25 protein-coding genes are annotated in these 22,136 nt (G+C 60.6%); 16 read left to right on the top strand and 9 right to left on the bottom strand.

Translation table 11 applies throughout. The features are described 5' to 3' along the window. Positions 1 to 166 precede the first annotated feature (166 nt). Entirely contained in the window at positions 167 to 625 is a 459-nt protein-coding gene (locus BS627_RS08990; RefSeq protein WP_077982752.1) for a MarR family winged helix-turn-helix transcriptional regulator, read from the bottom strand. Between the two features lie 191 nt (positions 626 to 816). Between BS627_RS08990 and BS627_RS08985 the strand changes: the two genes are divergently transcribed. The 3 genes from BS627_RS08985 (at position 817) to BS627_RS08975 (ending at position 2,452) form a co-directional block, all read left to right on the top strand. Next, the gene (locus BS627_RS08985; protein ID WP_003509379.1) at positions 817 to 1,239 is read left to right on the top strand and encodes an organic hydroperoxide resistance protein; all 423 of its coding nucleotides are present in this window, start codon (positions 817 to 819) and stop codon (positions 1,237 to 1,239) included. Between the two features lie 108 nt (positions 1,240 to 1,347). Further along, positions 1,348 to 1,731, top strand: a complete 384-nt coding sequence (locus tag BS627_RS08980; RefSeq protein ID WP_077983019.1) for an MbcA/ParS/Xre antitoxin family protein — start codon at positions 1,348 to 1,350, stop codon at positions 1,729 to 1,731. Further along, positions 1,691 to 2,452: an RES family NAD+ phosphorylase gene (locus BS627_RS08975; RefSeq protein WP_165691184.1), complete on the top strand. Its 762-nt coding sequence runs from the start codon at positions 1,691 to 1,693 to the stop codon at positions 2,450 to 2,452. Before BS627_RS08980 ends, BS627_RS08975 begins: the two co-directional genes overlap by 41 nt. 23 nt (positions 2,453 to 2,475) lie before the next feature. Here the strand turns inward: BS627_RS08975 and BS627_RS08970 are convergent, their stop codons facing one another. From BS627_RS08970 to BS627_RS08960, 3 genes are all read right to left on the bottom strand, one after another. Next, complete coding sequence (locus tag BS627_RS08970; RefSeq protein WP_077982751.1) at positions 2,476 to 3,990, bottom strand: ABC-F family ATP-binding cassette domain-containing protein; 1,515 nt, start codon at positions 3,988 to 3,990, stop codon at positions 2,476 to 2,478. 411 nt (positions 3,991 to 4,401) lie between these two features. Continuing rightward, positions 4,402 to 4,824, bottom strand: a complete 423-nt coding sequence (locus BS627_RS08965) for a YciI family protein (protein WP_077983018.1) — start codon at positions 4,822 to 4,824, stop codon at positions 4,402 to 4,404. A 102-nt stretch (positions 4,825 to 4,926) separates the two neighbouring features. Further along, the gene (locus BS627_RS08960; RefSeq protein ID WP_077982750.1) at positions 4,927 to 5,373 is read right to left on the bottom strand and encodes a MarR family winged helix-turn-helix transcriptional regulator; all 447 of its coding nucleotides are present in this window, start codon (positions 5,371 to 5,373) and stop codon (positions 4,927 to 4,929) included. 147 nt (positions 5,374 to 5,520) lie between these two features. Between BS627_RS08960 and BS627_RS08955 the strand changes: the two genes are divergently transcribed. The 3 genes from BS627_RS08955 (at position 5,521) to BS627_RS08945 (ending at position 7,645) form a co-directional block, all read left to right on the top strand. Then, on the top strand, positions 5,521 to 6,249 hold the full coding sequence (locus BS627_RS08955) for a DUF899 domain-containing protein (RefSeq protein ID WP_077982749.1): 729 nt from the start codon (positions 5,521 to 5,523) through the stop codon (positions 6,247 to 6,249). A 27-nt stretch (positions 6,250 to 6,276) separates the two neighbouring features. Then, the gene (locus BS627_RS08950) at positions 6,277 to 6,771 is read left to right on the top strand and encodes a DUF1579 domain-containing protein (RefSeq protein WP_077982748.1); all 495 of its coding nucleotides are present in this window, start codon (positions 6,277 to 6,279) and stop codon (positions 6,769 to 6,771) included. A 94-nt stretch (positions 6,772 to 6,865) separates the two neighbouring features. Beyond that, positions 6,866 to 7,645 carry a VOC family protein gene (locus BS627_RS08945; protein WP_077983017.1) on the top strand — a complete coding sequence of 260 codons (780 nt, stop codon included), beginning with the start codon at positions 6,866 to 6,868 and terminating at the stop codon, positions 7,643 to 7,645. 41 nt (positions 7,646 to 7,686) lie between these two features. Here BS627_RS08945 and BS627_RS08940 read toward each other — a convergent pair whose 3' ends face one another. Next, the gene (locus tag BS627_RS08940; protein WP_077982747.1) at positions 7,687 to 8,583 is read right to left on the bottom strand and encodes a LysR family transcriptional regulator; all 897 of its coding nucleotides are present in this window, start codon (positions 8,581 to 8,583) and stop codon (positions 7,687 to 7,689) included. A gap of 121 nt (positions 8,584 to 8,704) precedes the next feature. On the opposite strand from BS627_RS08940, the gene BS627_RS08935 reads away from it, so the two are divergent. Together BS627_RS08935 and BS627_RS08930 are read left to right on the top strand one after the other, a co-directional pair. Further along, the gene (locus BS627_RS08935) at positions 8,705 to 9,427 is read left to right on the top strand and encodes an SDR family oxidoreductase (protein ID WP_077982746.1); all 723 of its coding nucleotides are present in this window, start codon (positions 8,705 to 8,707) and stop codon (positions 9,425 to 9,427) included. A 13-nt stretch (positions 9,428 to 9,440) separates the two neighbouring features. After that, entirely contained in the window at positions 9,441 to 9,791 is a 351-nt protein-coding gene (locus BS627_RS08930; protein ID WP_077982745.1) for an Atu4866 domain-containing protein, read from the top strand. A 54-nt stretch (positions 9,792 to 9,845) separates the two neighbouring features. Here BS627_RS08930 and BS627_RS08925 read toward each other — a convergent pair whose 3' ends face one another. Beyond that, positions 9,846 to 11,417 carry a helicase HerA-like C-terminal domain-containing protein gene (locus BS627_RS08925; protein ID WP_077983016.1) on the bottom strand — a complete coding sequence of 524 codons (1,572 nt, stop codon included), beginning with the start codon at positions 11,415 to 11,417 and terminating at the stop codon, positions 9,846 to 9,848. 313 nt (positions 11,418 to 11,730) lie between these two features. Here BS627_RS08925 and BS627_RS08920 point away from each other — a divergent pair, with 313 nt between their 5' ends. Continuing rightward, positions 11,731 to 12,123, top strand: a complete 393-nt coding sequence (locus BS627_RS08920; RefSeq protein WP_077982744.1) for a hypothetical protein — start codon at positions 11,731 to 11,733, stop codon at positions 12,121 to 12,123. 7 nt (positions 12,124 to 12,130) lie between these two features. Here the strand turns inward: BS627_RS08920 and BS627_RS08915 are convergent, their stop codons facing one another. Continuing rightward, on the bottom strand, positions 12,131 to 12,562 hold the full coding sequence (locus BS627_RS08915) for a winged helix-turn-helix transcriptional regulator (protein WP_077982743.1): 432 nt from the start codon (positions 12,560 to 12,562) through the stop codon (positions 12,131 to 12,133). Between the two features lie 103 nt (positions 12,563 to 12,665). Here BS627_RS08915 and BS627_RS08910 point away from each other — a divergent pair, with 103 nt between their 5' ends. From BS627_RS08910 to BS627_RS08900, 3 genes are all read left to right on the top strand, one after another. Then, a complete protein-coding gene (locus tag BS627_RS08910) occupies positions 12,666 to 13,424 on the top strand; it encodes an SDR family oxidoreductase (protein WP_077982742.1) in 759 nt (252 codons plus the stop codon). Between the two features lie 70 nt (positions 13,425 to 13,494). Beyond that, positions 13,495 to 14,301, top strand: coding sequence for an AraC family transcriptional regulator (locus tag BS627_RS08905; RefSeq protein WP_077982741.1), 807 nt, complete (start codon positions 13,495 to 13,497; stop codon positions 14,299 to 14,301). A gap of 273 nt (positions 14,302 to 14,574) precedes the next feature. Then, the gene (locus BS627_RS08900) at positions 14,575 to 15,186 is read left to right on the top strand and encodes a LysE family translocator (RefSeq protein WP_077982740.1); all 612 of its coding nucleotides are present in this window, start codon (positions 14,575 to 14,577) and stop codon (positions 15,184 to 15,186) included. 24 nt (positions 15,187 to 15,210) lie between these two features. Here BS627_RS08900 and BS627_RS08895 read toward each other — a convergent pair whose 3' ends face one another. Then, on the bottom strand, positions 15,211 to 16,038 hold the full coding sequence (locus tag BS627_RS08895) for an aldo/keto reductase (RefSeq protein ID WP_077982739.1): 828 nt from the start codon (positions 16,036 to 16,038) through the stop codon (positions 15,211 to 15,213). Positions 16,039 to 16,242: 204 nt separating this feature from the next. Between BS627_RS08895 and BS627_RS08890 the strand changes: the two genes are divergently transcribed. After that, positions 16,243 to 16,950, top strand: coding sequence for a helix-turn-helix transcriptional regulator (locus BS627_RS08890; protein WP_077982738.1), 708 nt, complete (start codon positions 16,243 to 16,245; stop codon positions 16,948 to 16,950). Positions 16,951 to 16,998: 48 nt separating this feature from the next. Further along, the gene (locus tag BS627_RS08885; protein ID WP_077982737.1) at positions 16,999 to 17,367 is read left to right on the top strand and encodes a VOC family protein; all 369 of its coding nucleotides are present in this window, start codon (positions 16,999 to 17,001) and stop codon (positions 17,365 to 17,367) included. A 237-nt stretch (positions 17,368 to 17,604) separates the two neighbouring features. Here the strand turns inward: BS627_RS08885 and tam are convergent, their stop codons facing one another. Next, on the bottom strand, positions 17,605 to 18,375 hold the full coding sequence (tam, locus tag BS627_RS08880; protein WP_077982736.1) for a trans-aconitate 2-methyltransferase: 771 nt from the start codon (positions 18,373 to 18,375) through the stop codon (positions 17,605 to 17,607). Between the two features lie 335 nt (positions 18,376 to 18,710). On the opposite strand from tam, the gene BS627_RS08875 reads away from it, so the two are divergent. Together BS627_RS08875 and BS627_RS08870 are read left to right on the top strand one after the other, a co-directional pair. Continuing rightward, on the top strand, positions 18,711 to 19,592 hold the full coding sequence (locus tag BS627_RS08875; protein WP_077982735.1) for a branched-chain amino acid aminotransferase: 882 nt from the start codon (positions 18,711 to 18,713) through the stop codon (positions 19,590 to 19,592). A 170-nt stretch (positions 19,593 to 19,762) separates the two neighbouring features. After that, positions 19,763 to 22,120 carry a methyl-accepting chemotaxis protein gene (locus BS627_RS08870; protein WP_077982734.1) on the top strand — a complete coding sequence of 786 codons (2,358 nt, stop codon included), beginning with the start codon at positions 19,763 to 19,765 and terminating at the stop codon, positions 22,118 to 22,120. Positions 22,121 to 22,136 lie beyond the last annotated feature (16 nt).

Genomic DNA, 22,136 nt, shown 5'->3' with positions numbered 1-22,136 from the left:
GAGATCAAAGTCATCAATATGCCTTTTGAAATCTGCCGCAAAATGCCTTCATCGGCTTTTGGGGCTGGAAATGCAGCTGCAAATCATATTAGCTGCATAAAATATAAATGCAACTTTATCGGGAGCTGGTTAATAAATCCTTTCCGACCCCTTGTTTTTCAGGGGGTCAACCCCTCGAGAGGCCATCCTTCAACGCATTCACCCGGTCCCGCAGCTGTGCCAGTTCCTCCAGTCCGCAGCCGGTGGCGCCGCCGATGGCGGCCATGATCTTCACGCCCTCTTTCTTGAGGTCGGCGCCTTTAGGCGTCAGCGCCACCAGCACCTGCCGCTCGTCCACCGTGCCGCGTTTGCGGGTGATCAGCCCCGCATGTTCGAGCCGTTTCAGCAGCGGCGACAACGTGCCCGAATCGAGGCCCAGCATTTCGCCGAGCGCCTTGACGGTGGATGTCTCCTTTTCCCATAGCGCCATCATGACAAGATATTGCGGATAGGTCAGCCCGATCGGGTCGAGCAACGGCTTATAGGCGCGCGTGAAGGCGTGCGCCGCGCCATAAAGGGCAAAACATATCTGCTGGTCCAGCCTCAACAGGCTTTCCATCTTCTTCTCGTCGCCCGCTGCGTCCATTTTCCTGCTCCAAAATCAACCGGGGAGGGAACAATCAGCCCCCGCTTTCGGTTCCTGCCGCATGGATGCGCGGCGAAATTTCTTGAAAATTATCGCAAAAAACAAAATCGCATTCAATGTGCAAAATTATATTGCGCACAATTTAATTGTGAGCTACAAGATATTCACATCAACCCGAAGGAGTAAATGTCATGCCCATTCTCTACACGACCAAAGCATCCGCCACCGGTGGCCGCGCCGGCAACGCCAAGTCGGAAGACGGTGTTCTTGACGTCACCCTCACCGTTCCGAAGGAACTGGGCGGCGATGGCGCCCGTGGCACCAATCCGGAGCAGCTCTTTGCGGCCGGTTATTCCGCCTGCTTCCTGGGCGCGCTGAAATTTGTCGCCGGCAAGGAAAAAGTAAAAATTCCTGAAGACACGACTGTGACGGCGACCGTCGGCATCGGCCCGCGCGAAGACGGCGGCGGTTTCGGCATCGAAGTGTCGCTGAAGGCCAATATTCCGGGCGTCGAGCGCGAAGTTGCCGAAAAGCTGGTTGCCGCCGCTCACATCGTCTGCCCGTACAGCCACGCCATGCGCACCTCCACGGAAGTGCCGGTCTCGGTGGCCTGATCCAATTCGCGGGAGCAATCCATGTGAACAATGAGGCCGGGTTTATCCCGGCCTTCTTGTTTTCAGAAAGAAAAATGCTATATTCTTTCCAAGGAAAGGATGTGCGCCATGAATATTCACGCCAAGACCGCCATGGACCCCGCATCGCAGGGTAGGGTCGTCACCAAGGCCGTTATCGCCGCCGCCGAGCGGCTGGGCCTGAACGCCGCCCGCACGGCCGATATTCTGGGTGTGTCCGCGCCAACGGTCTCGCGCATGAAGCGTCTTGATTTCCTGCTGGAACCGGGCGCCAAGTCCTTCGAGCTTGCGGTGCTGCTGATCCGGGTGTTTCGTTCGCTGGATGCGATTACCGGTGGAGATGAGGCAACGGCCAAAAACTGGCTGCGCAATCACAATACGGCGCTTGATGCCGTGCCTGCCGAAAGGCTCACCACCATTACCGGATTGATCGATGTCCTCTCCTATCTGGACGCCCGACGCGCTCCTGTCTGAAAAACGCACCGTATCGGGAAAATACTGGCGGCTGGTGGAAGCGCAGCATCAGGTTTCCACCATGAAACTGGTGGATACGGTGGAGGAGCAATCCCTGCTGGAAGATATTCTGGAGACCAGCAAGCGGCCGTTTCCGCCTGATTGCGCTGGTTTCGACTATCTTCTCGCCACGCCCTTCCGGTATGGAGCCGCCTATCCGCATGGTTCGCGCTTCCGTCGCGCGGGCTATACCGAAGGCGTTTATTACGCCGCCCAAAAAGTGGAGACGGCGCTCGCCGAAATGGCCTTTTACCGGCTGCTGTTTTATGCCGAATCGCCGGGCACGCCGCTGCCCGCCAATCCCGCCGACTATTCCGCCTTCGCCGCCCGTATCGCCACCGATGCGGCGCTCAACCTGACGAAACCGGAACTGAGCCGGGATACTCGCCTGTGGACCGATCTGCAGAATTACGAGCCATGCCAGGCGCTGGCCGATCAGGCACGTCTGGCGAAGATCGAGGCGATCCTCTACCGTTCGGTGCGCGATCCCGCCGGCGGCCTCAACATCGCAGTTCTGTCGCCGACGGCTTTTGCCGCGAAGACGCCGGTGGAACGGATGAGCTGGCGCATCCACCTGTCGAAAACGGGAGTTCAGGCGCTCTGCGAATTTCCGATGCGCAGAACGGGTTTTGCGGTTTTGGATTTCGCCGGCGATCCACGCCTCGCCAGCCTTTTGGGCTGACGGGCGTTTGCTTTTCAAAACCATCAGGCCGAGGCGAAAAATCCTTCGGGATCGTCGACTTCCACCAGCCTGCGCTTGTCGATCAGCCAGAAGCGGGTTCCGACAGCCCGAACGAAACGCCTGTCATGCGAGACGAACACGCAGCTGGCTTCGCGGCTGACGATTTCCGCCTCCAGCGCTTCCTGCCCCTCAATATCCAGATGGTTGGTCGGCTCGTCCAGCAGGTAGAAATTCGGCTCCGCCAGCCTGAGCGCCAGCATGGCAAGCCGCGCCTTCTGCCCGCCGGAAAGGGCGGCGATGCGGCGTTTCTGCATTTCCATGTCGATGCCGGCGCTGGCAAGCAGACCATGGATGCGCTGGTCGCCAATGTCGAAGCGGCGGGACAGCAGTGAAACGGGCGTGCTGTCGTCATCGATCTCGGCGAGCGACTGGTCGACATATCCGGCCACCAGCGAGGGCGTCGCCTTGATGCCGTCCTGTATCTGGGCTGCGCCCGATACAGCCGCCTGCAGAAGCGACATCAGTCTTGTCTTGCCGACGCCGTTGCGGCCGAGAATGACGATTCGGTCGCCCTGGCGGATAAATTGCCGGCCGGTGCGAAACAGCAATGTTCCGTCCGGCGTCGAGACCGGCACGTCCTCCAGAGTGACCAGAACCCTGGCATGGGTGCCGCGATTGGCGAGCTGAATCTTGCCGGCGGATCGCTCGATATGGGCGGGCCGCGCCTTTTCCTCGATCTTTTCCGCCCGCTCGCGCAATTGCCTGGTCTTGACGGTCAGCAGGTCGCTGCCGGAATTGATGCCGATATTGTTGAGCTTGGCCGCCTGCCGGCGCAATTGCTGCGCGGTTTTCATGTCGCGCTGGAAACGCCGCTCATCGGCGGCATCCTCCTCCTCCAGCGCCGCGCGCGCATGGCCATAGGGCAGGCGGAACAGCGCCGAGTTTTCCGGTCGCAGAAAGAGGGTGGTCCGGGTGACGTTGTCGAGAAACGCCCGGTCGTGGCTGACGATGATGACGGCCGTATCGCGCGGCAATTCCCCAAGCCAGCTTTCCAGCACGTTGATTTTTTCGAGGTCGAGATGGTTGGTCGGCTCGTCGAGCAGCAGCACGTCAGGTTCGGTGATCCAGGCTTTGGCCAGCATGGCAAGCCTTTGCCAGCCGCCGCTCAATTCTTTCAGCCGCCGCTCGCGGAACGGTTCGGGCACCAACATGGCATCGAAGATGATGTCGGCGCGCCAGCTGTCGCTGTCGATCGTGTCCGCCGGCAGGGCGGAAAGCACGGCGTCGCGCATCGTCCGTTCCATTAGCGGCGAGGGTAGGTGCTGGTGGACGATGGACTGCGTCAGCCCGCGCAGCCGGGTGATGTCGCCGCTGGTGGGTTCCATGTCACCCGCGAGGCAGTTAAGCAGGGTGGATTTGCCACAGCCATTGGCGGCGACGATGCCGATGCGGTCTCCCGCATTGATGGTGAGGTTGAGATTGAAAAAAAGCGGCTTGCCCAGAATGATTCCGAGGTTGCGCAGCGTGATGATGGTCATGATGTCGTCTCTGGCAAAGACGGACCCGTACCGTTGCCTGCGCGTGCAGGACGGGTTTCGGTTCTCGGTGATCCGTCGTGAAACTATGCGCAATGGCAGACAAACTGCGTCCTGCGCGGCCTTTTAGGCAAACCAGAGGGTGGTTGTTCCGGTCAGCCCTGCAAACGTGTCCGCAGGGCAAAAAGGTGGCAGAGCTGACGATTGCGCCAGAAGCAGGAAATATCCATGCGAAGCCTCCTTTCTTGAAACGTGTTGAACCAACTGACCATTACCAGCGGTGGTGATCCATGGCAACCCGATTAGAGAAGGGTGAAGATTTGGGAAGGGCGGTGCGGCCGGATCCATCCCTGACGGGAGGGTGACAGGTGCCGCACCGGATCATTTTACGCGGATTTGTTCAGCGCGCTGGCATCATTGTTTGCCGACACGCGCGCGCAGTTCTTCCACATGGGCGGCGATCTCGGGCGTCACGGCATCGCCGAAGTCTTCCATCTCGAACATCGGGCGGATTTCGATTTCGCTCTTCTCCAGCATCGGGTTCGGGCAGCGCTTCACCCATTCCACGGCCTCATCCATGTCCTTCACGTGCCATATCCAGAAACCGGCGACCAACTCATTGGTGTGCGGGAAGGGGCCATCGACTACGGTGCGGCTGTCGCCGTCGAAAATCACGCGTTTGCCTTTGGAGGAGGGGTGCAGGCCATCGCCGGATTGCATGATGCCGGCATTGACCAGTTCCTCGTTGAATTTCCCCATCGCCTCAATTAGCTCCGTCGTTGGCATCACGCCGTCTTCGCTGCTTTTGGTGGCTTTCACAAAAACGATTGCACGCATGATCATTCCTCCTTGATTGCGCTTTCTTCGTAGTGTCGCTCCCCGGCACGACGGCCGGATGACATTTTCGCCGACAAAAGTGGCGCCATGCCGTCAATCCTGTCAGCCGAGGTCGACAAGATCGCGGCGCAACCTTTCAGGGTCGCCGCTGCCAATCTTGGCTTCTATTTCCGCATGGGTCTGCTGCCAGATGGGGAAGGCGGCGGCGAGCACGGCCATCCCGTCAGCCGTCAGCCGCAACCGTTTGCCGCGCTTGTCCTTCGGGTCCTGCTCAATGCTGACCAGCCCGCGCCGTTCCAGCGGCTTCAGCGCCGCCGTCAGCGTCGTGCGGTCCATCGCCAGAAGATTGGCGACCGGCCCCATTGGCGGCGGCTCCGGCCTGTTCAGCGACATCAGCAGCGAAAACTGGCCATTATTGATGCCCACCGGCTTCAGCGCATTATCAAACAGCCGTGCCAGCGCCCGCGCCGCGCGCTGCGCATGCAGGCACAGGCAGGAATCGCGCACAAGAAGAGTTGTCGAAAAAGGAATCGCGTTGGCGTTTGACATGCGCTAAATATGTTGATATCAACCTAAATAGTCAAGCGGAACTTGATGCTCTGTGGCTCCATTTCTCGGATTTCAACACAGAGATGCGCGGCGCCCGCCACGGAGAGGCCAAGCCGCAGTGAAAGACGGATCCAAGGAGGAAAGATCATGTCTCATCCCGTCGTTTCGAAAGAGGAGTGGCTTGCGGCCCGCCGCGACCTGCTGGTGAAGGAAAAGGAACTGACCCGCGCCCGCGACAGGCTGAACGAGGCCCGGCGTGCGCTGCCTTGGGAAGAGGTGACGAAGGATTATATCTTCGATGCCCCTTCCGGCCCCAAGTCGCTCACGGAACTGTTCGGCGGCTGCAGTCAGCTCATCGTCTATCACTTTATGCTGGCACCGGACTGGGAGGAGGGCTGCGTCGGTTGCTCCTTTTTTGCCGATCACGTCGATGGTGCGCTGATCCACCTCAAGCATGGCGATGCGGGTTTCGTCGCCGTGTCGCGTGCGCCGCTTGAGAAGATCGAAAGCTACAAAAACCGCATGGGCTGGAAATTCCCCTGGGTTTCGGCCGAGGGCGGCGATTTCAACTATGATTATCAGGCCTCGTTCCGCGACGAGGACATGGCCAAAGGCGAAATCACCTATAATTACCGTAACATGGCGCCCTATGGCGACCTGAAGGACCTGCACGGCATCAGCGTTTTCGCCAAGGGCGATGACGGCAAGATCTACCATACCTATTCCACATACGCCCGCGGTGCGGAACAGACGCTCGGCACGCTGATGCTGCTCGACCTGGTGCCAAAGGGCCGTAATGAAGATGAGGTAATGGATTGGGTGCGTCGCCACGACCAGTATGAGGACGCGCCGAAGGCGGCGGCCTGCTGCCACTGAAAACGGACGGATGAGGAGGAGAAGACAATGGAAATGGAAATCGCCAAGCCGCAGAAGGAACATGAATTCCTCAAGAGAATCGTCGGGGACTGGGTCATGACCTCCAGTTCCGGCCATGAGAACTACGACGCCAGCGACCCGTCGCAGCAATTCACCGAATCCGTCCGCTCCGTCGGCGGTCTGTGGATCATCGGCAACGGCACCGGCAAGATGCCTGATGGTACGGATATGACGGCGGTGATCACGGTCGGCTTCGACCCGGCCAAGGGCAATTTCGTCGGCACCTGGGTAGGGTCGATGATGACCAATCTCTGGGTCTACAAGGGCTGGCTGGAAGATGACGGCAAGACCCTGACGCTGGAAGCGGAAGGCCCGGCCTTCGACGGTTCCGGCGGAACCGCTACCTATCACGACGTGCTGGTGCTGCATGACGACAATCACCGCAGCTTTTCCGGCAGCGTCAGGCAGCCGGACGGCACATTCAAGACCTTCATGACATCGGAATTCCGCCGCAAGGCCTGATGCCCGGCCGGTATTGCCCGTCGACAACAGCGCCGCCGCATCCTGCGGCGGGTGCGCGCCGAACACCTCGCCAAACCGTCCACAGGAGACGACAATGTCCGATACGCATGGAAAATTCATCTGGGTTGAATTGATGACGCCCGACATGGAAGCGGCCGCCCGCTTTTACGGTCATGTCGTCGGCTGGCAGACCAAGGATTTCGGCTCGCCGGAAATGCCCTATCTCGTGCTGGAGGCCGACGGCTGCGGCATGGGCGGGGTCATGGAACTGACCGACGAACACAAGGGGCAGGGCATTCCGCCCAACTGGACCGCTTATGTCGATGTCGACGATGTGGACGCCACGGCGAGGCTTTTCGCCGAGAAGGGCGGCGCGGTCAGGCGTCCGCCGCAGGATATTCCCGAAATCGGCCGCTTCGCCGTTGTTGCCGATCCCTTCGGCGCGGTGCTCTGCATCATGACGCCGCAGCCGATGGAAACCGGCGGCTTCCCTGAAGACAAGCAGGCAAAGCAGGGCCATGTCGGCTGGTATGAACTCTTCACCGACAATGTCGACGAGGCCATGGCCTTTTATGGTGAAGTCTTCGGCTGGACCAAGGACCACGATTTCGACATGGGCGAAATGGGCCCCTACCGCATCTTCGCCCATAACGGCAAGGCCGTCGGCGGCGTCATGAAACGCATGCCGGAGGTTCCCGTCTGCCATTGGGGTTATTACTTCAATGTGGACGGTATCGATGATGCCGTCACCCGCGTCAGCGCCGGCGGCGGACAGGTCGTCAACGGCCCGATGGAAGTGCCCGGCGATAGCTGGATCGTCAATTGCGTCGATCCCCAGGGTGCCTATTTCTCGCTGGTTTCCCAGAAGAAGTAATCATGTTTTTCCGACGATCTGCCGGGGTAATATCCGGCAGATCAGCGCTCCCTCGACAAGCGGACATGATCGATGAAGGCGCGCAGCTTCGGCGCGAGGTTTCGACGGCTGGGGTAATAGAGATAGAACCCTGCGAAGCTGGGTGAATAGTCTTCAAGCATGGGAACAAGCTCTCCGCGCTCCAGATAGGGCCGGAACGTCTCTTCCATGCCGAAGGTGATGCCCGCACCGGCACAGGCGAGCTTTATCATCAGTTGCATGTCGTTGGTGGTGAAATCAGGCTCCACCGCCACGGCAAATTCTCGGCCGTTTTCCGCAAATTCCCACCTGTATGGCGCCACGCCCGGGCGGGGTCGCCAGCCGATACACCTGTGCTCTATCAATTCGCGGGGCTGCGTCGGCAGGCCGAAGCGGTTCCGATAGTGCGGCGAGCACACGGCCAGCTGCCGCTGTGGAACCGAGACGGGAACGGCGATCATATCCTGTTCGATAAGCTCTCCCAGTCGCACGCCCGCGTCGTAATGCTCCGCAACGATATCGAATTCCTCATCCGTCACGACGATATCGAGCTGCACCTGTGGATGCGACTCGGCAAAACTCGCGAGCAGGGGGCCGGATAAGAAGCGCTCGGCAATGGAGGAAACGGCGAGCCGAAGTTGACCGCGCACCGTGCCGCCGAGCGATGAGGCCGCCTGCGCTGCCCGCGAGATCGCGCCTATGGACGGCGAGGCATCGGCGTAAAGCTGCTGTCCCGCTTCCGTCAGGCTGACGCTGCGGGTGGTCCGTTGCACCAGTGCAATTCCCATTGTTTCTTCGAGCTTGCGAATGGTCTGGCTGACAGCGGAACGGGTCACGCCCAGCCTGTCGGCAACGGCGCGAAAATTCCGTTCCTCGGCAACAAGGCAGAATGTCGAGACAGCGTTGAGATCAATATTCATTGGTTAGAAATTCTATCCATTGAGTTAATTATTGACGAGGTTATCACGACAATGCCTGAGCGTTATCTTCCCTGCAACGGTCGGTTTCGAAAAAACCGGCCGTAACAGCAAGGAGATAGCCATGACACTGAACAAAGTTGTTCTCATCACCGGTGCATCGAGCGGGATCGGTGAGGGGATTGCCAGGGAACTGGCCGCCGCCGGCGCGAAGCTGGTGCTCGGCGCGCGCCGGCTGGATCGCCTCGAGACACTGGCCGAAGAGCTGCGGCGGACGGGGGCTGACGTCGTCGTTCACCCGCTTGACGTGACCGATAGGCACAGCGTCGATGCCTTCGCGGAAGCGGGGCGCAAGGCTTTCGGGCAGATCGACGTTATCGTCAACAATGCCGGCATCATGCCGCTGTCGCTGATGTCGTCGCTCAAGGTCGATGAATGGGACCGGATGATCGACGTCAACGTCAAGGGCGTGCTTTATGGCGTTGCCGCCGTGCTGCCGGAAATGACGGCGCGTGCCTCCGGCCATATCATCAACATCGCCTCTATCGGTGCGCTCGCCGTTTCGCCCACGGCAGCCGTCTATTGCGCGACGAAATTTGCGGTTCGCGCCATTTCGGACGGGCTGCGTCAGGAAAACCGCGACCTGCGGGTCACCTGCATTCACCCCGGCGTGGTGGAAAGCGAACTTGCCCACACCATCACCGATCCGGCGGCTGCGGAATTGATGCAGACCTATCGGGCCATCGCCCTGAAGCCCGACGCCATCGGCCGCGCGGTGCGTTACGCCATCGAGCAGCCCGACGATGTGGACGTCAACGAAATCGTCGTGCGACCCACCGCCGCCTGAGGAGGATGTGGCAATGAATATTGTTTCAACGTCAGTTGCGGTTCTGCTCGCAGCGGCTTCCGCCGAGGCCGAGACCCGCAAAGCAGATAACGCTATGGAGCTGACAATGACCGAAACCGCTGAAGTCAAGAACCACCCTTATGTCGGCATGTGGGTCACCGGCGATGGGCATGTCCGTCAGGAGCTTTTGCCCAATGGTCGTTATGACGAGGCGCGGGGCAGCCGCAAGAGCGCCTATCGGGGACGATATGAGGTGAAGGGAAACCACATCGATTATTGGGATGATGCCGGTTTTACGGCGGACGGTGAATTCGTCGACGATGTGCTCCATCACGGCGGCATGATCTTCTATCGCCAGAAGTGACCGCGACGCCAATAAAGCGCCGCCCGTCTCATCGAGAACGGGCGGCGTCTCCATTTATCGCTTCAGACTTCCCAGAATCCCGCGCACGATGGCGCGGCCGACGGAGGTGGCGACCGAACGGGCAGCACTTTTCATCGCCGCCTCGATCACCGTTTCGCGCTGGTAGCCGGACCGGCGGGCGCCGCCGCTGCGGGAGCCGCTGGAATTTTGCGCGGGTTCGTCATCGCCAAAACCGGGCAGGCGCCAGCGGCCGGAGGCGTTGTCGGACTGGTTTTTGGCGTTTTCCTCTTCCGCGCGCCTGGCGGCCTCGGCCTCTGCCGCCTTCTGGGCGCGGGCCGCGAGGATTTCGAAGGCCGATTCCCGGTCGATATCCTTGTCATATTGCCCGGCGACGGGGCTCACATCGATCAGGGACTTGCGCTCCGCATCCGTCAGCGGCCCGACACGGCCGGATGGCGGACGGACCAGCGTGCGCTCGACAATGGAGGGGGCACCCTTGTCGTGCAGGGTGGAAATCAGCGCCTCACCGGTGCCGAGTGTGGTGATGGTGTCGGCGGTGTTGAAGGCCGGGTTCTGGCGGAAGGTGTCAGCCGCGGTGCGCACCGCCTTCTGCTCGCGCGGGGTGTAAGCGCGAAGCGCGTGCTGCACGCGGTTGCCAAGCTGGGCAAGAACGGTTTCCGGCACGTCGAGCGGGTTCTGCGTCACGAAATAGACGCCCACGCCCTTGGAGCGGATGAGCCGCACGACCTGTTCCACGCGCTCGACCAGCACCTTCGGCGCGTCGTTGAACAGCAGATGCGCCTCGTCGAAGAAGAACACCAGTCGCGGCTTTTCCGGGTCGCCCACTTCCGGCAGCTCCTCGAACAGTTCCGAAAGCATCCAGAGCAGGAAGGTGGCGTAAAGGCGCGGGTTCATCATCAGCCGGTCGGCGGCGAGAACCGAAATCGTGCCGCGCCCATCCGTACCCACACGCATGATGTCGGCGATTTTCAGTGCCGGTTCGCCGAAGAAATTCGCCGCACCCTGCTGTTCCAGAACCAGCAGCCCACGCTGCAGCGAACCGACCGAGGCCTTGGAAATCAGGCCGAACTGGTTGGAAAGCTCGGTTGCGTTTTCGCCCATATAGTTCAGGAGCGATTGCAGGTCCTTGAGATCGAGCAGCGGCAGCCCGCCCTGATCGGCGATCTTGAAGGCAATGTTGAGCACGCCTTCCTGCGCTTCGGAAGCGTCCATCAGCCGGGCGAGCAGCAGCGGTCCCATCTCGGCGATGGTGGCGCGCACGCGATGGCCTTTTTCACCGTAGAGATCCCAGAAGATCACCGGCGATTTGCCATAGGCAAAATCGGTGAAGCCGATCTGTTCAGCGCGTTTCTGCACCCAGTCCTTGGCTTCGCCCTCAGCGGCGATACCGGAAAGGTCGCCCTTGATATCGGCACAGAAAACCGGCACGCCGGCCTTTGAAAAACCTTCGGCCAGCACCTGCAAGGTCACGGTCTTGCCCGTTCCCGTCGCGCCGGTGATGAGGCCGTGGCGGTTGCCGAATTTCAGTTCGAGATATTCGCCCTTGTTCAGGCTGTCGTCCGGATTGCGGCTGGTCCCGATATAGAGCTGTCCGTCCTGCAACATCGACCATTTCTCCTGCGGCTTGTGCCTGACCCAAAAAATCGCGGTGGATTTTGTAAAAGTCATGTCCGAATTTAAAGCGTCACCACCATGTTGTGGCCACTTCTGACGATAGCGGCCTTTTCATAGTTTGGTTGTGATGATCTTATAAGGACAGTTTCAAGGCGCAACAACTGCTTGATGGCGATGAAGAAAAACCGCCTGGTGAAAGTTGCCGCACCTGTCCGTGGCCGCTTGAATGCGGCTCCATATTGTTTTACGTTGACGTTAACGTCAGTTATTCGATGTTGGCGTCGTTTTTCAACAGGAGGCAAGAATGAACGAAGTCGTGAGCCAGATCGCCGAGAAGGCGGGAATAAGCCCCGAGCTGGCCGAAAAGGCCATTGGCATGATTCTCGGTTTTCTTCAGCGTGAGGCCGCAGACGGCCCGATCGCCCGCATGATCGAAGCCATTCCCGGCGCCAGCGAACTGGTGGCGCAGTTTAATGGCGAAGGTGCGGGCGGTGGCGGTCTGCTCGGCGGCCTGATGAGCGCGATCGGCGGCGGCGGCATCATGGGGCTGGGCCAGCAACTGATGAGCCAGGGCCTCGGCATGGGCGAAATTTCCACCATCGCCAAGGAAACCATCGCCGTTGCCCGCCAGCATGCGGGTGATGAGGTCGTCGACCAGGTGATTGCCTCGGTTCCGGGCCTCAGCCAGTTCGCCTGAGGCGAAACTACTCAGTAGCGGGGCGCGGCGGCTGTTCATTGAACAGGCGCCGCGCCTCTTCTATTTCGGCATGGTGTGTTTCCGCCCATATCCACACGCCGCAAAAGGCGCTGCCCAGCGTGCGGCCGAGGTTCGTCAGGCCGTAATCTACATGCGGCGGGATGACGGGATGCACGGTGCGGCGCACCAGCCCGTCGCTTTCCATCTGCCGCAGCGTTTTCGTCAGCATCTTCTGGCTGATGTTGCCGACCAGCCTGCCGATCTGCGTGAAGCGCAGCGTGCCATGTTCTTCCAGCACTTCCAGAATGAGCATCGTCCATTTGTCGGCCACCTTGGCAATGATGTCCTGAACCAGCGCCTCTATTGCCGGATCGGTATCCGTGGGCGGCGGAACCTTGCGCCGGCTCTCGATGGCCGGGTCGGCGGCGTGCCGTTTCATTTCACACTCTCCTTTTGGTAAGTATAAATCTTTTGGGTGCCTACTTTCGATTAGAGAGCATAATAGCTAACTTCCTTTCAGCCAACAAGCAAAGGATGTTGCAATGAAAATCGCTGATAACACCATTCTCATCACCGGCGGCGGTTCCGGCATCGGCCGGGCGCTGGCGGAGGCGTTTCACAAGGCCGGCAACCGGGTCATCATTTCCGGCCGCCGCAAGGCCGTGCTCGACGAGGTGACGGCCGCCAATCCTGGCATGGCCTCGATGGTGATGGACGCGACGGACGCCGCGGGCATCCGCGCGTTTGCCGAAGCTCTGGTGAAGGCCCATCCGACCCTCAACGCCGTCATCAACAATGCCGGCATCATGCGGCCGGAAGACATCGCCGCAGCACCGGATTATCTCGACACGGCCGAAGAAACCATCGCCACCAATCTTCTCGCGCCCATTCGCCTGACGGCGGCGCTTCTGCCGCATTTCCTCAAGCAACCTGCCGCAACTGTTTTGACGGTCTCTTCCGGCCTCGCTTTCGTGCCCATGGTGCTGACCCCCACTTACAGCGCCACCAAATCGGCCATCCACGCCTATTCGGTCGCGCTGCGCGAGCAGCTGAAGGAAACGGCGGTAGAGGTCATCGAAATCGTGCCGCCCTATGTGCAGACGACGTTGATGGGCGAGGGGCAGGCGAGCGATGAAAGGGCCATGCCGCTCGACGCTTTCATTTCCGAGGTGATGGATATTCTTGAAAATCGCCCGGATGAGAAGGAAGTGGTGGTGGAACGCTGCAAGCCTTTGCGTTTTGCCGCGCAGAACGGCAATTTCGATCAGGTCTTCGCCATGATCAACCATATGCATCCGTAAAGGGCAGCATCTGTCGCGACTGGACATCCTGTGATAGCGTCGCGCTCTTATTTGTGGAGCGCGCGCATTCATGGCCCAAGGCCGGTTCCTGATGCCGAAAACCAGTCTGCCCGGCGTCGTCGCCGTGGCGGCGGATAGCGACCGTTCCTTTCCGCGCCATATGCATGATCAGTTCGGCATCGGCCTCATCCATCGCGGCGCGCAGAAATCGCTCTCCGGCCGTGGCATGGTGGAAGCGGGCGCCGGCCATCTCATCACCGTCAATCCGGGCGAGGTGCATGACGGTATTCCGCTCGGGGAGGGCGGCCGCGCATGGCGGATGCTCTATCTCGACATCGATATCGTCCGCGACGCTGTTGCCGATATCGGCGAGAAGGATCGAGGTTCGTTCGAATTCGCCCATCCCGTCGATATCAGGCCGCTGGCGAAGCGGTTCAATGCAGTCTTTGCAGCCATGACGGCAAGGGAACGGCCGGGCGAAACCCTCGATAGTGACGAGACCCTGCTGACGCTTCTGGCGGGTGCGATGGAGACCCCGGCCAACTCGCCTGTCGTGGCGGCGCCCGCCACCATAAGGCGGGCGAAAAGCAGCATCGATGACGACCCCGCCCGGCCGTTCCGCCTTGCCGATCTGGCAAGGGAGGCCGGCATGAGCCAGTTCCGCTTCCTGCGGGCTTTTGCGAAGGCCACGGGCCTGACGCCGCACAGTTACCTTCTCCAGCGCCGCGTCCATCTGGCGCGCCACGCGCTGGCTGGCGGCACCTCGCCCGCCGAGGCTGCCTTTATTGCCGGTTTTGCCGACCAGAGCCATCTGAACCGCGTTTTTGTGCGACAATTCGGCGTGACGCCGGCGGTTTATCGGGCGGCACTTTCGTAAGGTATGTTAGCGCAAATGGGGAATAGCCTTATGCGGCAGCCTTGGGATCCGGGGGAGCGCGGGACGCACCTCTCCACCCTCATCAAATCAGTCGTATTTTCTCGTTTTGAAGTGAGCTGGAATGAACGGAACCGGACGGAACCGGACTAGGCCGACACCGTAGCCTCCCATTTTGGCACCGGCCTCCGAGCACCAATGCCGCAATTTCATCCAAGACACCCACCCCACGCGCCATCATGCTCCTGTCCTCCACCCACAGGACATACCCGCACCATGACACCCGAATTCCTCATCACATCCTTCATTGTCGCTGCCTCTCCCGGAACCGGCGTGGTCTACACGCTGGCCGCAGGCCTCTCGCAAGGGGCGAGGGCGAGCGTCGTTGCGGCCTTTGGTTGCACGCTTGGCATCGTGCCGCATCTGCTCGCCGCCATCACCGGCCTTGCCGCCATCCTGCACACAAGTGCGCTGGCTTTTGGCGTGGTCAAATATCTGGGGGTTGCCTATCTGCTTTATATGGCGTGGAACACGCTGCGGGAGAATGGCGCGCTGAAGATCGACGATACCAGAGAACCCCGGAAGGCCGCCCGCATCATCGGGGAGGCAATTCTCATCAATCTGCTGAACCCGAAACTGTCGATCTTTTTTTTCGCCTTTCTGCCGCAGTTCATCGCGCCGGATGAGGCTTTGCCGACATGGCGCATGATCGATCTCGGGCTGATCTTCATGGCCATGACGTTTCTGGTCTTTGCGCTTTATGGCTGTTTCGCCGCCTCGGTCCGGCGGCAGGTGGTGTCACGCCCGGCGGTCCTCGCCTGGCTGCGGCGCAGCTTCGCGGCCGCTTTCGTGGCGCTGGGTGCGAAGCTGGCCTTGACCGAACGATGAGACCAAAGCGGAGGGGAGGCCGCCTCAATCGTCCCAGTCGGGCGCGAGGTGGCCGGGATTGACGATGCGGCCATTCGGCTTTGCAAGCGCGTGGATCGCCCGCATTTCCTCTTCCGTCAGCACAAAATCGAAAACATCGAAATTTTCCTTGAGGCGGCTTTCCGTCGCCGTCTTGGAAAGCGCCACGATATCCGGCTGCTGCACCGCCCAGCGCAGGGTCACCTGCGCGGCGGTCTTGCCGTGTTTTGCGCCGATATCCTTCAGCACGGGATCGTTCGGCACCTTGCCGTCGGCCATCAGATAATAGGCCGTCACCGACATCCCGTGCTTGCGCGCCGCCGAAATCACCTTCGTCTGGTCGAGATAGGGGTGATATTCGATCTGGTTGGTGGCAAGCGGCGTGTCGGACAGTTTCACCGCCTCTTGCGTCAGCGCCACGTTGAAGTTGGAAATGCCGATATTGCGCGCCTTGCCGGCCTTGCGCACCGCGTTCAGCGCGCCCATGCGCTCGGCAAGCGGCACATCGCTCTTCGGCCAATGCAAAAGCAGCAGATCGACATAGTCGGTCTTCAGCTTTACAAGGCTTTCATCGACGGAAGCGAGAAAATCGTCGTGGCGGAAACGGTCCACCCAGACCTTGGTGGTAAGAAAGATATCATGTCGGGAAATGCCCGATTGCGCGATGACCTCGCCGACGGCGCCCTCGTTCTTGTAAATCTGCGCGGTATCGATATGGCGGAAGCCGAGTTTCAGTGCCTCCGGCAGAATGCGCCTGACATCGTCTTCCGGAATGCGGAAGGTGCCGAAACCGAGGGCGGGAATATTCGCGCCATTCGCGCTGACGTCATACATGGATATTTCTCCTGTCATTGAAGTGATGGCCGGCAGAGACAGCCGGTGGGGGACGTTTCCTTACTAACTCGTTACAGCGTAATCGGTTTCAAGGTTTTGCCATAGCGGGAAACCGCGCTCGTTGCGGATTGGTCGTTCCGGCGCTACCAGTCTCAACCGCGTCGCGCCCTGGCGAACCAGGCAAGTTCAACGCAGGAGTATCAAGTGTCACGCTCACAACGGCTTCTCGATCTGTTGCAGATACTGCGCTGCCACCGCATGCCGGTCAGCGGCGCGGCCCTTGCCGCTGAGACCGGCGTCAGCCTGCGCACGCTCTACCGCGATATAGCGACGCTTCAGGCACAGGGTGCGGATATCGAAGGCGAGGCGGGCGTGGGTTATGTGCTGCGCCCCGGTTTCCTGTTGCCGCCGCTGATGTTTTCGCAGCAGGAAATCGAGGCGCTGGTACTCGGCTCGCGCTGGGTGGCGGGTCGCGCCGATGCGGGATTGGCGCAGGCCGCCCGCGCCGCTCTCGTCAAGATCGGCGCCGTCCTGCCCGATGCGCTGCGCGAGGAACTCGATCATTCCACCCTGCTTGTCGGTCCAGGGCAGGGCCTTGCGGCCATCCATGTCGATCTGGCGGCCATTCGCGATACGATCCGCAAGGAAAGCCGGGTCGCCATCACCTATCGCGATGAAAAGGGAGACGTGACGGAACGGGTGATCTGGCCTTTCGCGCTTGCTTTTTTCGATCTGGTGCGGGTGGTGCTGGGCTGGTGCGAGACACGGCAGGACTACCGCAATTTCCGGGCCGACCGCATCGAAGATTTCCGTCCCCTCGACAGCCGTTATCCGCGCCGCCGCCAGGCGCTGCTGAAAGAATGGCGCGAACGGGAAAAACAGCGGCGGCGGCATCATGCTGACAAAAACTGACAGCAGCGGGGTCTAGGAACCGTTCATCCGCAACACAGGAGAACAGCCATGACCCACCCTGATTTCACCATCCTTTACGTCGACAACCCGCCGGCCAGCACCGAATTTTACAAGGCCCTGCTGGGTGTCGATCCCGTCGAATCTTCCCCGACATTTTCCCTCTTCGTCCTTGCCAATGGCATGAAGCTCGGCCTCTGGTCGCGGCACACCGTGGAGCCCATGGCATCGGTGACAGGCGGTGGCGGCGAGCTTGCCTTCCGGGTCGAAAACGATGCGCAGGTGGATGAGACTTTTGCCGGGTGGAAGGCAAGAGGCATTGCCATGCTGCAGCAGCCCGCGAAAATGGAGTTCGGCTACACCTTCACGGCCGCCGACCCGGACAGCCACCGTCTCCGGGTCTATGCCTTTGCTGGTTAGAGAGAATGCGTTGAGGACTGTTTGGCTAAGGAAGCCTGACCTTTTTCATCGTACTCCGTATCCGGTACGCTCCTCATCCCTGTGCTTGTCACAGGGATCCAGCCGGCCCAAGTCCTTGGGCTTGAAGGACTCTCCCCGCCGCGCAGACGCGCGTCGGCTGGATTCCTGTGACAAGCAAAGTAAGAGGATTGAGAGGATGCGCCAGTATGCGAAAAACGCGACATCGTGTAGCGTGCCCTACTTCTTCACCGCCACCACAAAAAGCCGTGGAAAGCGCAGGAGCAAACGGCCGTCCGCCATCGGCGGATAGGCCGCCGTGATGCGCCGCGTGTAATCAGCGAGGAAGGCTTCGCGGTTCTCCTCGCCGACGGCGGTGAGATAGGGGCGCAGTCCCGTGCCCTTGACCCATTCGACGATGCTTTCCGCATCCTTCATCGGATGATTATAGATGGTGTGCCACACATCCACCCGCGCGGATTTCGGTGTCAGCGCATCGAAATAATCCGAAGGCGCGGGCAGGGGTTTGCGGCGCAGCCTGCCATCTGCGAACGTGTCCTTCCAGGACCCGTTCGCTCCGGTCTCCTCCATGGCGCGATGCGTCGGCTCCTGCAGGTTGTCAGGCATTTGCACGGCCAGAACGCCGCCGCTTTCCAGCTGGTCCATCAATTGCGAAAGAACGGCGAGATGATCCGGCACCCATTGGAACACGGCATTGGCGTAGAGCAGGTCTGCCTTCTGCGCCGGCTTCCACGTGGCAAGATCGGCCTTTCCGAAACTGGTGGTGGGCAGCCGGTCCGCCGCCTTTTCCAGCATGTCGTCATCGCTGTCGATGCCGGTAATGACATTGACGCCGTAACGGTCGGTCAGAAGCTCGGTGGAATTGCCGGGGCCGCAGCCGAGGTCATAGCCGTTCAGCACCCGCTCCAGCGGCACCTGCGCCAGAAGATCCCGCGCGGGACGCGTCCGCTCGTCTTCGAATTTCAGATATTGCTGTGCGGACCATACCATTATTTTTCTCCTGCAGACTGCCGTCAGATCCTCAGCATCGCATGGGCCACATTGCCCCGCCATCATCCGATCAATGAATTATGGTGATGAATTCATTCATCAAGCTTTTGTTTCACCTTATAAAACGTACCTGCGGGGCCGTCGCTTTGTTATTTTCCATCAAAATCAGAAATCACTGCAATTAAAACTTGACCTCGTCAGGGGAGAGGCATTCACTCCGGCCGATTTCCAGCACACGCCCAGTCGAGAGCGCGCAGCGTTCTTCATCCGGCAATGAATCAGAAAAAAAGACGGAGCGTTTTATCGAACGAAAACGCTTGAGACAGGAGACCATCATGAGCGTCGATACCGCACCCCGATCAACCACCTGGACCTATGTTGACGGTCAATGGCTGCCCGGCAACCCGCCGCTCATCGGCCCGACCTCGCATGCCATGTGGCTGGCCTCCACGGTGTTCGACGGTGCCCGCTGGTTCGATGGCGTGGCGCCCGATCTCGATCTGCACTGCCAGCGCGTCAATCGCTCCGCCGTCAATATGGGCATGAAGCCGACCATGACGGCCGAGGAGATCGAGTCCCTGGCGCTGGAAGGCGTCAAGAAATTCGACGGCAAGACGGCGATCTACATCAAGCCGATGTATTGGGCCGAACACGGCATGCCCGGCAGCGTCGTGGCGCCCGATGCCGGTTCCACCCGTTTTGCGCTCTGCCTGTTCGAAGCGCCGATGGATGCCGGCAAGCCGCTGACGCTCACCGTTTCGCCGCTGCGCCGCCCTTCGCCGGAAACCGCCATGACCGACGCCAAGGCCGGCAGCCTTTATCCCAATAGCGGTCGCGCCATTCTGGAAGCACGCTCGCGCGGTTTCGACAATGCCCTGATGCGCGACATGAACGGCAATGTCGCCGAATCCGCCTCGGCCAATATCTTCATGGTCAAGGACGGCGTCGTCCTTACCCCGGTTCCCAACCGCACCTTCCTTGCCGGCATTACCCGTTCGCGCGTGATCGGTCTTCTGCGCCAGGCCGGTTTCGACGTGCGCGAAGCGACGCTTTCGGTCGAGGATTTCCGGGAGGCCGATGAAATCTTCTGCTCCGGTAATTATTCCAAGGTTTCGCCCGTCGTGAAGCTCGATGATCGCGAATTGCAGGCAGGCCCGGTCGCGCGCAAGGCTCTCGATCTCTACATGGACTGGGCGCGTCTCGGCGCGGATGTTTAAGGCCGGGTAAACCCCAATTTTTCAAAAGGCCGCGGCGGGCTCATCCCTGCCGCGGCCTTTTATTTTGAACCGCATTATTTCCCATAAAAATTCAGGGGAATTTAATCCAATTTTAGAGGACCACTGGTTAGCTTGCGGCATTACCGATCCGGGCTAATGGGGGCCGCCAAATGTCTTTCAGCATACGTAATATACTTGTGGGATTTTTTCTGCTCGTCGGCATCGCGCTGGCGGGCTTCGTGGGCAATGGCATGTTGCAGTCCGTGCAGCGTGCCCGCAGCTTTTCGGAGGTGGCGCAGCTCGTTTCGCTGGACAGGCTGCTTTTCAACGCCTTGCTGAACTTTCGCAGTGAACGCGGCAACAGCGCCTCGGCGCTGACGGTCGACCCGGCGAAGACGGCCAGTACCATCGCCAGCGTGCAGGCGTCGCGCCAGAAGGTGGATGCCGCCATGGGCGCCTTTCTCGAACAGTCCGCCACGCTCGATCAGGCTGGCCTCAAGGCCCCGCTTGCCCGCGTGAAGGATGTCTACACGCAATTCCTGGAGCTGCGCAAAAAGGTTGACGCCAACGTGACCCTGCCGCTCGACCGTCGTGAAAATGGGCTGGACAAGACCGTGCTGGCGCTCGGCCAGGATTTCCTGACGGCGCTAGAAGCGGGCTCGACGGCGGTGGAAGGTGAGGTTCGTTCGCTGGACCAGAGCCTGACCGGCCTCATCCAGTTGCGGTCCTATGGCTGGTCGGCGCGAGCGCTCGGCGGCAGCGCCACCGTTGTCATCAATGCGGTCGTGGCCCAGCAGCGGCCGCTGACCCCGCAGGAAACCCAGCAGCTTGGCAATTTCGATGCCGGCGCGGCTTTTGCCTGGAAAGCCACCGGCGACCTCGTCGCGCATGAATCGACGCCGAAGGCACTGAAAGATATCTATGCCGTTGCCGACAGAACCTATTTCAAGGGTGATTTCGTCGCGCAGCGCGCAAAGCTGATCGATGATCTGAACAACGGCCGCACGCCAACCTTCACCATCGATACATGGCGCAATACCGTCACCGAAAGCCTCGATACGGTTGCGAAAATCGCCTCTGAAGCGATGGATGTTCTCAACGCCAATGCCGAAAAGGCGAGACAGGACGCCTTTATCGGCGCGATGATCTATCTCGGCGCGTTCATCCTCACACTTGGCATCTGCATTCTCTGCCTTGCCGTCATCGTCGGCCGCGTCACCCGTCCCATCAGCCGCCTGACAAATGCGATGATGGAATTGTCCACCGGCAACCTGACCATCGATGTGCCCGGTGCAAAACGCGGCGACGAGATCGGCGAGATGGCCCGCGCCGTGGAAATCTTCCGCGAGGCGGCCGTCCGCAACAGGCAGCTGGAAGCCGACGCCGTCGCCAACCGGGAGCAGGCCGAACGCGACCGGGCCGAACTGCAGCAGCGTGCGGAGGCGGAGGCCGAAGAGCGGCTCAATCAGGCGACCGGTTCGCTGGCAAGCGGTCTTCGCCGGCTTGCCTCCGGTGATATGGTTTGTGAGATCGCCACGCCGTTCGCACCGCAATTCGAGGCGTTGCGGCACGATTTCAACAGCTCCGTGCACCAGCTGCGCGAGGCGCTCAGCAGCGTTGGCCAGTCCGTGCAGACGGTGAATGGCGGCGCTCACGAGGTGTCGTCGGCCTCCGACGATCTTTCCCGCCGCACCGAGCAGCAGGCCGCTTCTCTCGAAGAAACCGCCGCTGCGCTGGAAGAGATTACCGCCAATGTTTCCGCCACCTCCAAACGGGCGAGCGACGCGCGCGACACGGTGCGTGAGGCAAGGACAAAGGCCGATCTTTCCGGCAAGGTTGTGCGCGATGCTGTCGCCGCTATGGAGCGCATCGAACATTCCTCGCGCCAGATCGGCCAGATCATCGGCGTCATCGACGAAATCGCCTTCCAGACCAACCTTCTGGCGCTGAATGCCGGCGTCGAGGCGGCACGGGCGGGCGATGCCGGCAAGGGCTTTGCCGTCGTCGCACAGGAAGTGCGCGAACTGGCGCAGCGCTCCGCCAACGCCGCCAAGGAAATCAAGCAGCTCATCACCGCGTCAGCCGTTGCGGTGGGTGAAGGCGTGAAGCTGGTGGCCGATACCGGCGTCGGGCTCTCCGAGATCGAGCAGCTGGTGCTTTCCGTCAACAGCCATATGGACGCCATCGCGACCGCAGCACAGGAACAGTCGGCCGGCCTTTCCGAGGTCAACACGGCCGTCAACCACATGGATCAGGCCACGCAGCAGAATGCCGCCATGGTCGAGGAAATGAATGCGGCCGGTGCCGGCCTCGCGCAGGAATGCGCCAATCTCCAGGCGCTGCTGGCACAGTTCCAGCTGGGTCAGCAGACTTCTGCCTTGCGGGAGACGGCGCGGCAGATGCAGCGTGCTGCAAATCCGGTCCACGCGCCCGTCGCACCGGTCACTTCCTCCCCCAAAGCCCGCCCGGCTGCCGCCCGTGGCAATGCGGCGCTGGCCGTGAAGGGTGACGACTGGACGGAGTTCTGAAAGCGGGGCTGTCTCA

This window comes from Agrobacterium salinitolerans (assembly GCF_002008225.1).
Taxonomy (GTDB): domain Bacteria; phylum Pseudomonadota; class Alphaproteobacteria; order Rhizobiales; family Rhizobiaceae; genus Agrobacterium; species Agrobacterium salinitolerans.
This window is presented reverse-complemented; position numbering and strand designations above follow the sequence as displayed.

What these genes read in the sequence shown, in the direction of transcription:
- tam (WP_077982736.1), bottom strand. Translation starts at nt 18,375, where the DNA reads ATGGTATGGTCCGCACAGCAATATCTGAAATTCGAAGACGAGCGGACG.
- BS627_RS08875 (WP_077982735.1), top strand. Translation starts at nt 18,711, where the DNA reads ATGAGCGTCGATACCGCACCCCGATCAACCACCTGGACCTATGTTGAC.
- BS627_RS08885 (WP_077982737.1), top strand. Translation starts at nt 16,999, where the DNA reads ATGACCCACCCTGATTTCACCATCCTTTACGTCGACAACCCGCCGGCC.
- BS627_RS08910 (WP_077982742.1), top strand. Translation starts at nt 12,666, where the DNA reads ATGAAAATCGCTGATAACACCATTCTCATCACCGGCGGCGGTTCCGGC.
- BS627_RS08900 (WP_077982740.1), top strand. Translation starts at nt 14,575, where the DNA reads ATGACACCCGAATTCCTCATCACATCCTTCATTGTCGCTGCCTCTCCC.
- BS627_RS08960 (WP_077982750.1), bottom strand. Translation starts at nt 5,373, where the DNA reads ATGTCAAACGCCAACGCGATTCCTTTTTCGACAACTCTTCTTGTGCGC.
- BS627_RS08970 (WP_077982751.1), bottom strand. Translation starts at nt 3,990, where the DNA reads ATGACCATCATCACGCTGCGCAACCTCGGAATCATTCTGGGCAAGCCG.
- BS627_RS08965 (WP_077983018.1), bottom strand. Translation starts at nt 4,824, where the DNA reads ATGCGTGCAATCGTTTTTGTGAAAGCCACCAAAAGCAGCGAAGACGGC.
- BS627_RS08930 (WP_077982745.1), top strand. Translation starts at nt 9,441, where the DNA reads ATGAATATTGTTTCAACGTCAGTTGCGGTTCTGCTCGCAGCGGCTTCC.
- BS627_RS08925 (WP_077983016.1), bottom strand. Translation starts at nt 11,417, where the DNA reads ATGTTGCAGGACGGACAGCTCTATATCGGGACCAGCCGCAATCCGGAC.
- BS627_RS08980 (WP_077983019.1), top strand. Translation starts at nt 1,348, where the DNA reads ATGAATATTCACGCCAAGACCGCCATGGACCCCGCATCGCAGGGTAGG.
- BS627_RS08985 (WP_003509379.1), top strand. Translation starts at nt 817, where the DNA reads ATGCCCATTCTCTACACGACCAAAGCATCCGCCACCGGTGGCCGCGCC.
- BS627_RS08975 (WP_165691184.1), top strand. Translation starts at nt 1,691, where the DNA reads ATGTCCTCTCCTATCTGGACGCCCGACGCGCTCCTGTCTGAAAAACGC.
- BS627_RS08950 (WP_077982748.1), top strand. Translation starts at nt 6,277, where the DNA reads ATGGAAATGGAAATCGCCAAGCCGCAGAAGGAACATGAATTCCTCAAG.
- BS627_RS08895 (WP_077982739.1), bottom strand. Translation starts at nt 16,038, where the DNA reads ATGTATGACGTCAGCGCGAATGGCGCGAATATTCCCGCCCTCGGTTTC.
- BS627_RS08940 (WP_077982747.1), bottom strand. Translation starts at nt 8,583, where the DNA reads ATGAATATTGATCTCAACGCTGTCTCGACATTCTGCCTTGTTGCCGAG.
- BS627_RS08990 (WP_077982752.1), bottom strand. Translation starts at nt 625, where the DNA reads ATGGACGCAGCGGGCGACGAGAAGAAGATGGAAAGCCTGTTGAGGCTG.
- BS627_RS08920 (WP_077982744.1), top strand. Translation starts at nt 11,731, where the DNA reads ATGAACGAAGTCGTGAGCCAGATCGCCGAGAAGGCGGGAATAAGCCCC.
- BS627_RS08935 (WP_077982746.1), top strand. Translation starts at nt 8,705, where the DNA reads ATGACACTGAACAAAGTTGTTCTCATCACCGGTGCATCGAGCGGGATC.
- BS627_RS08945 (WP_077983017.1), top strand. Translation starts at nt 6,866, where the DNA reads ATGTCCGATACGCATGGAAAATTCATCTGGGTTGAATTGATGACGCCC.
- BS627_RS08870 (WP_077982734.1), top strand. Translation starts at nt 19,763, where the DNA reads ATGTCTTTCAGCATACGTAATATACTTGTGGGATTTTTTCTGCTCGTC.
- BS627_RS08955 (WP_077982749.1), top strand. Translation starts at nt 5,521, where the DNA reads ATGTCTCATCCCGTCGTTTCGAAAGAGGAGTGGCTTGCGGCCCGCCGC.
- BS627_RS08905 (WP_077982741.1), top strand. Translation starts at nt 13,495, where the DNA reads ATGGCCCAAGGCCGGTTCCTGATGCCGAAAACCAGTCTGCCCGGCGTC.
- BS627_RS08915 (WP_077982743.1), bottom strand. Translation starts at nt 12,562, where the DNA reads ATGAAACGGCACGCCGCCGACCCGGCCATCGAGAGCCGGCGCAAGGTT.